We start from the raw sequence: 12,813 nt of genomic DNA, 5'->3' as shown, positions 1-12,813 counted from the left end.
ATTACTTATTCTCCACCAAGAAATTTACCCATTTGTGATAATGGTTCACCAAGTTTTGTGACTGCTTCAGACAATTCTTTAGTGTCCTCTTTCGTTAAGTCTGTATAGAGTTTATAGTGTTCCTTGTCCGTCATGTGTTTGTCTAACAAACTATTGACAGATTTGAAATCTTCCTCTAACTCCTTAACCAAGGCTGCATCTGATTTTTCAAGTAAAGGTTTAAAGAGTTGGAAAATCTTTTCAGCACCTTGGATATTGGCACGAAAATCATACAAATCTGTATGAGAATAAATCTCCTCTTCACCAGTAATCTTACTTGTCGCTACTTCATTTAGAAGGTCGACAGCCCCAGTTAGCATAATCTTGTAATCAACATCTACAGTCGCAATCTTAGCCTTCAATTCCTTGATGTCATTTACCAGTTGGTCACCATAAGACTCAGTTCCTTTAGTTGTGTTTTCCTCCCAAAGAATGCGCTCGATACGGTGGAAACCAGACCAACCTTCTTCAGTCTTATTTTCATCTAGATAGTCTGCCAAACGAAAGTCAATCTTCACATCAGATTCACCGAAGCTCTCTGCAATCGGCTCTGAACGTTCATAGGACATACGGATTAAAGGGTATGCCTTTTTAGCTTCCTCTAACTTACCATCCTTCAAAAGTTTAACAAAACCTTCTGTATCTGTTAAAAGTTTATCAATCTGTTCTTCTACAAATGTTTTGTAGTCACTAGTTGCCTTATCCAATAATTTTTGGTTATCTTCTGATAATTTTGCGACCTGAGATGAATCACTTGTAGTTGACGATTGTTCAAAACGAACTGCACAAGCAGATAACAACAATGCCGAAGATAAAAGGATAAAACCAAGTTTTTTCATTAGATACTCCTATTAAATCATGGGAAGTCCATTTGTTTTTAATTCATTATAACATAGATTTTCTAATCATTCAATGAATTGTCAGAAAATTTAATGTTACAAGCTATAAATTAACATTAGACATTTCTATCTAAAATTGATAAAATAAGGAGAAAAAATTGTTAAAGGAAACCTTAAATCTTATGATGAATATGCAAAACATGATGCGTCAAGCTCAAAAACTTCAAAAACAAATGGAGCAAAGTCAGGCTGAACTTGCTGCTACAGAATTTGTTGGAACTTCTGCCCAAAACCTTGTAACTGCCACACTAACAGGAGACAAGAAAGTTACAAAAATTGATTTCAATCCAGCAGTTGTTGACCCAGAAGATATTGAAACTCTATCAGATATGACAGTTCAAGCAGTCAATGCTACTCTTGAACAAATTGATGAAGCAACTAAAAAGAAACTAGGTGCTTTTGCTGGTAAATTACCATTCTAATAGCATAAAAAGAGGCTGATGTTCAATTCAGCCTCTTTTGTCTTACCTAGAAAGTAAATATTTCTGCTGCTTTCTTGAGAAGCAAGTCCGTATATTCAGGATCTTCCTGAGCGGTCTCAAGCTCTTCTTTTATTCTTTCTAGATCATCTGTTATCATACCATCAACTCCCAAACGTAGAGACTTATCAAAGGATTCCGAACTATTGATTGTCCATACATAGAGTTTTTGTTTTGTATTCCAAAGCTTGGTTACAAAATATTCATCTAAGGTAGAATATTCCATGGTATAGCCTGTTGCATTCGTTCTTGGAAAAACGGAATTATAGGGCAGAATGAAATAGACTGGAATTTCCTTATCGTACTGAGTTACTTTTTCAATAACATGATAATCCAAAGATTGCATCTGATGCCCATAGACTTTGATCTTTGCCCCATATTGATCTAGAAAATGATCCATCATTTGAGCACTATCTTTTCGACTTGTTTTAATTTCAATCAGCAATTTCTGATGAAGGTCATTGGCACGATTTATATAATCATCAAAGCTGGATATTTTAGCCTGATAACCATTTTCATAAATATCTAATTGCTTCAACTCATCTAAAGTTAAGTCTTGTGGTGTTACATTTAATCCCGCTAAACTTTTTAGGTTAGCATCATGCATCATGACAAACTGACCGTCCTTGGTTTCCTGCACATCCATCTCAACTAAATCTGGTTTTAACTGAGCTGTTTTTTCTAAGGATTCAACTGTATTTTGGACACCATTTCCATTTGAGACACCTCTGTGAGAGATGACAAGTGGAGGATTGACTACGGGTGCTTCTAAATAAACATAACCCTCAATCGCAAAGAAGACACTGGCGCACCCCATTACACCCCATCTCATGATATGATCTTTCTTTCGTCTTGGCATAATATCCAACTCCTCACCAGTTAAAAAGGAGGTAAACTTAACCAAGAAGTAAGTCAAAGCCATATAGTGGATATTTTTAATCAAAATATAGTTCGAAATAGCAAGAATCAAAGATTCTCGATGTGTGAGACCATCTACTAAAAACTGGCCAACCAATAGTGGGATTAGAAGTAAGTAAAAGAAAAGATTCGTTTTGACAAGAATTAGAAAAAGATGCCAAGCGTAAAACCAAAAATGATTTCTGGTTTTTTCAAGACTGTAGACTACAGCATCCTTGACTGTCATCTTATCATAAAAGATTTTCGGAAGAACAAAAACCAACTTAACAGAAACGCATAAGAAGAGGATAGACAAGATGATAATACCAATCCACCATATCCAATACTTGTCTTCCATATAGGTCTGAATAAATTCAGGTATCACTATTTTATTAAAATAATAAATTTTAAAAATCTTCCTGATAAACGGAAAAATCATAGCGATATAAACGAAGATAAACAAGGCCTTGGAAACAGTCAGACGTTTCATGAAGGCTATACTTTCACGAAATACCTTGCGACTATACTCAATCAAGGTTCTTTTCTCATGATAGAGAAGGTGTCGAGCCCCAATGAAGAGAAGACTTAGTTGAAAATAGGCTACTAAAAGGTTAATGGCTATTAAGATTAAAAACCCAAAGCTAACTAAAGGCGCATGTTTTAAAATTTCAAAAACATTGTTATATGAAATAAACAAATAGCCCGTCTGACTGAGTAAAAAACCTGCTATCAATGAGTTCAGTGGCAACCAAATATAATCTACTAGCATGAAGATTAAAAAAAATAGAAAGAGGATTTTATCCAGATTGAGGTAAATCTTTTTAAAACCCAATTTTTTAGGTTTTTCAGGTTTCATAAAATCTCCTAATCAAAAAGCTGTGATAAATCTAGTCCACCGAAAGGATTAGAGTTCAAGCTACTCTTGGAGTCCAGTAAAATTCTGCTTTCATCAGATTCTAGAAAAGCTTCATAAACACGCGCAGTCATACGTGCATCCTCTAAACTATTATGAGACTGCCCCTTGAATCCTAAAAATTCAGCAACAGTCTGTAATTTTAGATTTGCAATGCCGTGAAGATCCGAACTCCGTCGCTCAAAAGCCTCATCATAGAGATCAACTAGATATTGGCTACTATAATCCAAACCATGCTCCAACAAAATCAGTAAATCACTCTTGGCTGCATTATAACCAACAAGGGGTAACTCACCTACAAAATCTTGAAAATTCTTAAGAACATCTTCCACCTTCGGAGCATCCTTCAAGGTTTCAGATGTGATACCCGTTAAACCGTTTATAAAACTTTTCAATGGTACATCCGTATGAACATATGAGTCAAATGCTCCTACTTCTTCACCATCTTTAAAACGGACCGCAGATACCTGAATCAAGTGAGTTTTATCTTGGTGTTTATTAAATTCCAAATCAAATGAAATATAATCTCTTAATTTTTCCATCTTATCCATTCCTTACTGTATGTGTAAAAAGAAACTACTTGGTTATATCTAGAAACCAAGCAGTTTTTTCTTATCCTCCAAATAAGCGAGCAAAGAAGCCTTTCTTCGTTGCTTGTACTTCTTGCTTAGCCTGATCCAACTCCAACTGAAGGGTTTCTTGGTCCTTCATAGCTTGTAGCGTTAACTGTTGTTGTTGATCCAATTGCTTATCTTTTTCTGCGATTTGACGGTCTTTGACACGCATCTGTTCATCTTTTTCAGCTAACTGTTTGTCTTTGGCCTTTAATTGCTCATAAAGACGGATGATTTCAGCGTTCTTTTCATCAACAAGAATCTCCATCAATTCACGTTGCTTTACATCATCACTAACAGGTTCATCTTCAAAAATGGTCTTTTTGTAGATTTCTTCAAGCTTAATCAAGCCACTGCGAGTTACCACAGTAACTCCTTTATCATTTTTAGTCGTATCTTCTTCAGGTAATTCCTTGACACGGTTATTGATTGCTTGGCGGGACAAGCCCAAGACCTCAGCAATCTCACTAACAGTCATCTCAATACTCATAATATCCTCTGAAAGTTTTCTAGCTTTTCTTTATTTAAATATTATCATAAGCAAGCAAAACTGTCAAATATCACCGTGTTTTCAACCCTTTTTCATAACTTTTTCTGGTCTAAACTGCACTACTTTTTAGATTTTTTAAAAACTCAAAATCAGTTTACAATTTTACCACCAGCTCTAATCAATTGAAAACCTTTCTAGGCTTATAGAGTTGATCCCTTTTCTCTAAAATGGCTAGTAATTTATCACCTTCAAAACCAGCCAATTCCTTCTCAGTTTGTTCCAATTCAATAAAGCGACCAAAACGCACTTCTTCTGCTTGTTCTGGAGTCAAATAAACCTTAACTAAGTCACCTGTTCCAATCTCCAAGGGATGAAGAAAGTCTAGTTGTCCAGCCTCTACTTTTTCGGAAATTTCTTCCAAGGTCAAAGCATCGTCCAACTGTAATCCAGCTGCACTTGTTCGTGTTAAATGAGACATATGAGCTGCATAGCCAAGTTTTTCTCCCAAATCAACTGATAAGGTACGAATATAAGTCCCCTTGCTACATTTTACACGGAAACTAAATCGAGCAAGATTCTCCACATAGGAAATGGGGCTGGTTCTTTCGAAACTATAAATCGTCACCTGACGTTCTGGACGCTCTACTTCTTGACCAGCACGCGCATATTCATAGAGTTTGCGACCATTGACCTTGACAGCCGAGTACATAGGTGGAATCTGAGTGATCGGACCTGTCAGACTGGCAATCGCTTGATCAACAATCTTTTCATCTAAGGGAGACAATACTGGTGTCTCTGCAACAACTTCACCACTAGCGTCTTCAGTTGTTGTAGAATATCCAAGAGTTATTTCTCCTTCATAGACTTTACCCTCGTCCTGCATAAACTCGACCATGCGGGTTGCCTTACCGACAGCAATCGGCAAAACACCGACAACATCAGGGTCTAAAGTCCCTCCATGACCAATCTTCTTAGTTCCTAAAATCCTACGCAGTTTAAAAACCACATCATGCGAGGTCATCCCCGCTTCTTTTTTTAAGTTAATAATACCGTTCATGTCTTGCTTTCTCACTCCCCCTTTAAAGCATCAAACTTAGCCTTTATAGTCGGATTCTTCCGAGTCAATTTTTACTGAGGCATCGTCTACCTTTTATTCTCTTTTTTACAAATTTTAATTAACTATAATTCTTTGTAATTCCTCAATCTCTGGAGGAGGACAATTGTTCTGTTTTTGAATATGTTGTAATACATTTCGTCTTTCATCTAAAGATAATAATGGGAGTATACTTTTGATGCCGTCTAAATAAAAAATATCATTCTCTATTTTATCGGTCTCCATTAATTTCAGAAACATTTTTTTCAACAAATCAAAATTGTTAAGTTCTTCATGATTCAATTTATAATTCATCCCTCGTAAAGATAATTTCTGGTTATAAGTTGTTATGTAATCACTTAATCCCTCTATAAATAAAGCAAATCTATTTTTTTTAAGATTTTCATTATATAATAAATAAAAAATTGTCACTAAATAATTTGCACTTGAGTCAAATTTGAATAATGCGCCCAACCATTCTTTAAAATATCTAAATTCATAGTCTTCTGTAAAAATGATGTTTATCATTTGACTATAGTTATTCTTTGATAAAGAAAATGATTCAATAGTTGGATCTACCCTCTCTAAAGCAACTAGATAAACTTTATCAAGAATTTGATTGTCCTCAATTTTTTTGTTTAGAATATCCCTTACTACATCTGTAAAAACATCCGCAGCTTCGATAGTAATTGTAGAATGATAATACGCAAATCCTAAAAAGGTGTTGTAAGTTACATTGATTCTGTTTGGATTGTATTCATTTAATAAAATACCTTGAGCAAACTCCCTATAATCGGTATCTGTTACTGAATTTATTATTTGAATAATTACATCTCTATAACTTGAATGATTTATAAATAATGATATTAAACATTGAAAATATGATCCCATTTCACTATTTATAAAATGAAGTATATCTAATTGTTTATTATCACCTTTTGGTGTTGAGAGTTCATTCACATTGATACTAAGTAATTTTTCAAAAATATCTATATCCGTATTTTGTTGTTTTATATGATATTCAAAGAATTTCCGATCGTTAGAATCAAAACTTTCTTTGTTAAATCTTTTTAAATATTTTTCTCTAACAATCTTTCTCAAATTTTCTTCTATTTCAGGAAAACTGATAATTTTTACATATAATCTCTTATATTTTGGATATAAGTCATCTATATGATTTTTCAATAAATCAGAAACTTTTTTAGATATTTCATTTGATTCTTTTAAAACAGTAATCAAGAAATTTTCCGTTTCATTTATCGTCTTTTCTTCCAAAAATGAAGAACCCCTTTGTTCCTTTTCGGCGTTGACTAATATCTCTAATACTCTAGATTCATCGTACTCTACAAGATTTTCTTGAGTTATATATGAAAATTGTGAAACAAAACCTCCTTCTAGTGAAGATATCCAATTTCTATAAGGTTTTTTTGGTATTTCAATATTTTTTTCTCTAATAATACTTCTGTGGTTTTTGATAAAAGTGTTTAATTCCTCTCCAAATTGAATATTTGAAAAATCAATTTTATCAATTAACCTCTTAATAAATTCTAAATCCAAATTAATTTCATTATCCAATTGAACAAGCAATTTTTGAATTAATATAGTACTTATTAAGTCTTCAGAATCACTTTCTAAAAACTCTTCCTCTTCAATAAATAATTTTTTGGACTTTACAAGCTCATAAAGAAATTTAACAACATCATACTCTTTTAATTGATACTCTATAGAGTAGTAATTATAACTTAAAAATTCTGGATTATTTAGTATGGACATTAATTTGTTAACACATTCGTAATTTAAGTTAACTTCTACTTCACTATCTTCCTCTATATATAAATCACGATTTTGCTGTTCAAAAGCACTTACTAGCCAGTAACCCAAAAGAGTTTTATCTTTATTAAAGTTAGAATTAACGATATATCCATCTTTGGATATAATTTCTCTCAGTTCATTAAGCTTATTATTATTTGTAAAACTAGAAATTTTATTATCTATCGCATAATTATAGACAAAGAATACATCATCTATAAAGTAATTTTGAGAGCCTTCATAAATTATTTTATAAATCACATCCCACTCATTATCACTTAACTTTTCAATATTCTTAACAATAAACTTCCAAAATGCAAGGACAAAACTCTTTTTAATTACTGTTAGAGTTTCACCCCGAAGCAGAGCATTTAACATTAGCTGATCTAGTTGATTATTATCATTTTCAATAACCTTATCTAAAACAGAGCTTAGATACTTAAAATCATTAGAAATACTATCTAGATTTTTATTATACTCTTCTTGATTTATAGAAGGATTCAAAAGATTGTTCCACTGATTATAAAAATCATGTGTACCCAATTTTTCATTAATATCAGCAACTAATTTTTTTACAAAAAGAGGTAATTTCTCAAATTCATCTCCGTACCAAATAATCTGAGTATGATTTTCTGAGCTAAAAAATCCTTCAACAACACCTCTATAATGTTCATCAACTCTCTGATTACCTGTGTTCTCTGACTTCATCAAGGCATAGTTCTTACTATCTTTACAAAGTAAAGATAAAATTTCATCTTCTTCAAGACCTGCTCCAATAAATAAAACAGTAGGTTTTGTCTCTTTAAACCATGTTACTAAATTTTCAAAATTTTTCCTATTTTTTAAATAGGTTTTTGAATAATCTGCGGATGAACTTACAAAATACTTTACATCACAATCTGGTGTTCCATGGATATGTAGAACATCACCAAATTGTAGCTTCCCATTCTTGTTCTTAGTAAATTCATTGAGATCATTAATAGTAACTACAGAATTCTTTAAACGTTTAATATGATTTTCAATTTCATAGTCGTAGTTAGAAGTAATAAATATTGCATTCAAACTTGCTAAAGCTTCTACTGTTTGATTAACTATTGAATATGGTAATAAATTTTTAAAATATCCTTTTTCAAAATCTAGTCGTCGCTTTTCAAAATCTTCACCAAAAACTTTTTTTAATTCATAGTTTACTAGATCCACTTTACGTTTATTACTAATACTAGATTTGCTAATTAAATCAAAAACTACGTGATGTTCTCTTCCAAGCCTTTTTTCATCACTTACCGATAAAACTTGTCCTTGCCAATACTTAATAAGATGTTCAATATAATTGTTCCAATTAGGATAACCTTGAGCAATTGAAACTCCTGCGCCAATAAAAATTACTAAATTAAACTTTTTTATAGCCTCGGTTACATCATCTATCAAATTTTCATAATTAAGATCATCTTCCATAACTTATTTCCTCACTCCCTCTCAAGCGCTTCAAACTTGGCTTTCATGGTTGGATTTTTGCGGGTTAATTTTTTGACAGAAACATCATCCAGCTTATTGTTAGCTAGTCGGAGTTGGTTTTCTGATGTTGTCAGGAATTTCTTGACCTCTTCCATACGCTTAATTGCCTTGTCGATTTCGTCAATGGCCTTGCCAAAATTGACAGAAGCCGAGTTATAATTCTTTGCAAAAGCTACCTTGAAAGCGTCCAAGTCTTCCTCAAAACGAGTGATATCTATATTTTGTTCCCTGATAAAAGCGAGTTCCTGCTTGTATTTTAGGGAATTAAGGGCAGCATTGCGTAAGAGTCCAATTAGTTGAATAAAGAACTGGGGACGAATGACATACATCTTCTCATATTCGTGGCTAACGTCAACAATTCCTGTATTAAAGTAGTCGTTATCTGCTTCTAGCATACTTACCAAAACAGCATACTCACAGTCTTTCTCACGGCGGTCTTTGTCTAATTCCTTGTAAAAGTCTGCATTCTTATGTTTCTTCTCTGTCCCGTCTGCTTCATTTTTCATCTCAAACATGATGGAAATGAATTCTAGTCCATTTTCATCAAAATCACGGAAGATAAAATCGCCCTTAGAACCACGTGCTGAAACCTTGTTGTCCTTTTCAAAGTAGGCATTTGGAAAGGCAAAGCTACGAACCTTGTTGAACTCACTTTCTGCATAGTGTTCCAAACTTTCACCGATTGCCTTAGTTGATTGTTGCGCCTTGAAATTCTTGTAGAATTCAACCTGCTCACTGGCTGCCTTTAGCTGGGCTTCATAATTTTGTTTTACAGAGGCTAGAGACAACTCATTTTCTTTTTCTTGTAAAAGGAGCTGGTTTTTGACCTGATCTCTTTCTTTCTCTAAGTCAGATAGTGTTTTTTGTAGTTGATTTTCATGCTCTAAGCGCAAGGTAGCCAATTGATTTTCGAGAGCTTGGACTTCTTTTTCCTTCTCTAGCAAGCTTTGACTTGCACTTTGCTCCACTTCTTTCTTAGCCAATTCTTTTTCTGTATTAAAGTTGTTAATTTGACTTTGAAGCTGGGCTATTTCTTGATCTTTTTGAGCCAGTTTTGTCTGTTGTTCATTTAAGGCTTTTTGTTCCACCAATGTCAACTCTTGTTTGATTCGTTCATGCAATTCCTTATCAAACTCTGCAGTGCGAACTTGAGAAAGCAGTTCTGCATATTGGCTTTCATTGACTGTAAATACTTCGCCACAATTGGGACATTTAATCTCGTTCATGTTATTCCTTTAAATTTATCTATTCTACTTTCATTATAGCATGGATAAACAAAAAGAAAAAGTTGGAATGAATCCAACTTTTAATCTACATATGTATCTTCGTTTTTATTTAAGAAGGCGTAAGGTAATCCCATGAGTAGACCACCACCGATAAAGTTACCGATGAAGGTTACACCCCAGTGACGAAGAATATTTCCAATACCGAAGTTTGCGATTGAATCAGCAGCAACACTGAATTTCACAATAGCAAATGATGCAAAGTTTGCAGCGATGTGCTCGTTTGTTAAGAATACAAACATGTAAATGGCTGAAAGAACTAACCAAAGTTTTGCTCCACCATCCTTAACTAAAACGAATGAAAGAATCGCGATATTTACAAAGACATTAGCCAAGATAGCTTCAAGCAAGATAAGTTCATTTGAACGGCCCAACTTCATTTCCACAACTCCAGAAATAAAGCTATCATGGGTAAGGTTTGCATAAGCTGCTGAATGGGCGAAGCCCCAACCTGCTATAAGAGCACCGATCAAATTAAAGAGTGTACAGTATAGAAGAATTTCAGCTGTTTTTCTCCAGCTAATTTTTTTCAAAAAGCTACCAGCTGTCAAGAACATCATGTTAGATGTTACTAACTCAGCATTCAAGAAGACAATGTAAGCCAATCCCCAAGCGAAAACAAATGGGAAGAGGAAACGTCCACTGCCAGGAGCAATCTTATTAATCAAGTCAGCACCAACTGCACCAGCTGCTGTACTAAATGTTAAGAATGCACCAGCAAACATTGAACGGATAGCATACTTGAATTTACTTTGACTGTAAAGACTTTCCTTTTTCTTACAAGCAAATTCAATTTTTGAGATAAATTCTGAAGAAACCATATAAACTCCTAAAACTTTTATTTGTGAATATTATAACATAAAATCGAAATTATGGGAAGGCTTTCTTAATTCTATTTACAATATTTTTATCATTTTTAGCAATCGTTTCCATTTGCTTTGTATCAGCATCTTTAATGTTTTCACCCCTTTATTTTCAAATCCTCTACTCTATATATTTAATATATTTTTTATTTTGTTCTATATTGAATTTACAAAAGAGTCTCTTTAGTTTTCAGCTAAAGTCCATGTACTAATAATTTGTTTGAATTTATAGACAGAGAAAACAACGTTTTTATCAAAAAGTTCTTTGGAAAAAAATCGAGGTCTGGATTTTTAGTCCCGACCTCCTCTATTATTGATTTTCATTTTATTTAGTAAGAGCTAAGTGCTAATCAACATAAGTCTCTTCATTTTTATTAAGATAAGCGTATGGTAAACCTATCAAGAATCCTCCACCAATCAAGTTAGCAATGAAGGTAACACTCCAATGACGTAGAATATTTGGAATATCAAAGTTAGCAATTTGATCAGAAACAATGCTGAATTTAATAATGCTAAAAGATGAAAAGTTGGCTGCAATATGCTCGTTAGATAAGAAAACAAACATAGAAATAGCTGACAAGATAATCCAGAGTTTGGCATTGCTATCCTTAACCAAAATTGAAGATAGAATGGCAATATTTACGAACATATTTGCCAAAATCCCTTCCAACAAGACCAACTCACTAGGACGTGCCAACTTCTTGGCTACAATCTTTGGAAGATAACTGTCGTGTGTCAGGTGTGAAAAAGCCGATGAATTAGCAAAGCACCAACCTGCTAACAGAGCACCAACTAAGTTGAAAAAGGCACAATAAAGTAAAATGGTAAAGGCTTTTTTCCAATCAATCTTCTTTAAAAATGTTCCAGCTGTCAAGTACATCATATTTGAGGTAACCAACTCGGCATTCAAGAAAACGATATAGGCAAGTCCCCATGCAAATACAAAGGGAAATAGGAAATAACCAGCACTTGGAACGATGCTATTGAGTAGATCAGCACCTATGGTCCCAGCGGCTGTACTAAAGGTTAAGAAAGCACCTGCAAACATCGAGCGAATGGCATATTTAAACTTACTTTGGTCAAATAGACTCTCTTTCTTATGGCAATAATAATCAATCTTTGAAATAAATTCTGAAGAACTCATATAAACTCCTTAAAACATCATTGTTAATATTATAACATAAAATATTTTAAGTGGAAATAAATTTTTGTCCTTTACATTTGATTGTTTTTAGTGTTTGTAAAAGCTTCAATTTCTTCTGCAGTCAACCTTACCAGCTATGAAACCCACAAGCCAACAATATCTGACAAAACAGAATCGCAGACATATTCATTCTCACCATGACCATATTTACAAGTAAATAGTGGAGTTCTTATCGCTGATTGATAAAAATTGAAGGCTAACTCTTGCAGTTTTTCTGGCTGAAATTTAAGTCCCAACTCTTGCGCAAGTAGAGTTCTCACTTTGTCCCACTTTTCGCCTTTTGACTGGTAGTTTTGTCGTGCTTTATTGATAAATCTCTGACAGAATTTTGCCAACAAATCCTTGTTTTGGTAGAGTAACCGACAGGAAAAGTCTGAGATAGAACCAGCATGAATTAAGAAAGTAAGCAAGTCATCAAGGCTTTCTGCTACCCGACCAACTTGGCCTTCACTCCCTATAAAGCCAATACTCTCATCCTCAAGAATTACATATTCTCCCCCGCTGCCGTCTTTAGCAAAGGCTATGGGCGAAAGAGAATAAACTTCATTGTTCTGAGAAAATTCAACCTCTTTCAACTGGTCATAAAAGAGAATATCGCATTCTTGCATCAATAAAATTCTTAGTTGTTTATCTTGTCTTATTACTTGTAGTTGATTCATATTAGCTACTCTCCTGGCTTTGACAATTGTCACAAGTGACAACAATTCAATTTTAG

At 33.7% G+C, this 12,813-nt stretch carries 11 protein-coding genes; 1 reads left to right on the top strand and 10 read right to left on the bottom strand.

Annotated elements, in window-relative coordinates:
- Positions 1 to 5: 5 nt before the first annotated feature.
- On the bottom strand, positions 6 to 878 hold the full coding sequence (gene efeO / locus QM917_RS04220; RefSeq protein ID WP_315639087.1) for an iron uptake system protein EfeO: 873 nt from the start codon (positions 876 to 878) through the stop codon (positions 6 to 8).
- Between the two features lie 182 nt (positions 879 to 1,060).
- On the opposite strand from efeO, the gene QM917_RS04215 reads away from it, so the two are divergent.
- Complete coding sequence (locus QM917_RS04215) at positions 1,061 to 1,360, top strand: YbaB/EbfC family nucleoid-associated protein (protein ID WP_414284999.1); 300 nt, start codon at positions 1,061 to 1,063, stop codon at positions 1,358 to 1,360.
- A 46-nt stretch (positions 1,361 to 1,406) separates the two neighbouring features.
- On the opposite strand, the gene QM917_RS04210 is transcribed toward QM917_RS04215, so the two are convergent.
- The 9 genes from QM917_RS04210 to QM917_RS04170 form a co-directional block, all read right to left on the bottom strand.
- Positions 1,407 to 3,170 (bottom strand): glycerophosphoryl diester phosphodiesterase membrane domain-containing protein, encoded by a 1,764-nt coding sequence (locus QM917_RS04210; protein ID WP_414284985.1) that lies wholly within the window; start codon positions 3,168 to 3,170, stop codon positions 1,407 to 1,409.
- Positions 3,171 to 3,178: 8 nt separating this feature from the next.
- Positions 3,179 to 3,769, bottom strand: coding sequence for a 3'-5' exonuclease (locus QM917_RS04205; RefSeq protein WP_414284983.1), 591 nt, complete (start codon positions 3,767 to 3,769; stop codon positions 3,179 to 3,181).
- Positions 3,770 to 3,839: 70 nt separating this feature from the next.
- Positions 3,840 to 4,331 carry a DUF536 domain-containing protein gene (locus QM917_RS04200; protein WP_049504976.1) on the bottom strand — a complete coding sequence of 164 codons (492 nt, stop codon included), beginning with the start codon at positions 4,329 to 4,331 and terminating at the stop codon, positions 3,840 to 3,842.
- A 178-nt stretch (positions 4,332 to 4,509) separates the two neighbouring features.
- Complete coding sequence (gene truB / locus QM917_RS04195) at positions 4,510 to 5,388, bottom strand: tRNA pseudouridine(55) synthase TruB (protein WP_414284981.1); 879 nt, start codon at positions 5,386 to 5,388, stop codon at positions 4,510 to 4,512.
- A gap of 114 nt (positions 5,389 to 5,502) precedes the next feature.
- A complete protein-coding gene (locus QM917_RS04190; RefSeq protein WP_414284979.1) occupies positions 5,503 to 8,688 on the bottom strand; it encodes a hypothetical protein in 3,186 nt (1,061 codons plus the stop codon).
- An 11-nt stretch (positions 8,689 to 8,699) separates the two neighbouring features.
- A complete protein-coding gene (locus tag QM917_RS04185) occupies positions 8,700 to 9,974 on the bottom strand; it encodes a DUF2130 domain-containing protein (protein ID WP_414284977.1) in 1,275 nt (424 codons plus the stop codon).
- Between the two features lie 80 nt (positions 9,975 to 10,054).
- Positions 10,055 to 10,852, bottom strand: a complete 798-nt coding sequence (locus QM917_RS04180; protein WP_060955659.1) for a formate/nitrite transporter family protein — start codon at positions 10,850 to 10,852, stop codon at positions 10,055 to 10,057.
- 388 nt (positions 10,853 to 11,240) lie between these two features.
- Positions 11,241 to 12,038, bottom strand: a complete 798-nt coding sequence (locus QM917_RS04175; protein WP_281334848.1) for a formate/nitrite transporter family protein — start codon at positions 12,036 to 12,038, stop codon at positions 11,241 to 11,243.
- Positions 12,039 to 12,172: 134 nt separating this feature from the next.
- Positions 12,173 to 12,757, bottom strand: a complete 585-nt coding sequence (locus QM917_RS04170; RefSeq protein WP_281334849.1) for a hypothetical protein — start codon at positions 12,755 to 12,757, stop codon at positions 12,173 to 12,175.
- Positions 12,758 to 12,813 lie beyond the last annotated feature (56 nt).

It is taken from the genome of Streptococcus infantis (genome assembly GCF_047460685.1).
GTDB classification, from domain to species: Bacteria; Bacillota; Bacilli; order Lactobacillales; family Streptococcaceae; genus Streptococcus; species Streptococcus infantis_AD.
The sequence above is the reverse complement of the archived record's forward strand: the minus strand, read 5'-3'. Positions and strand labels throughout refer to the sequence as shown.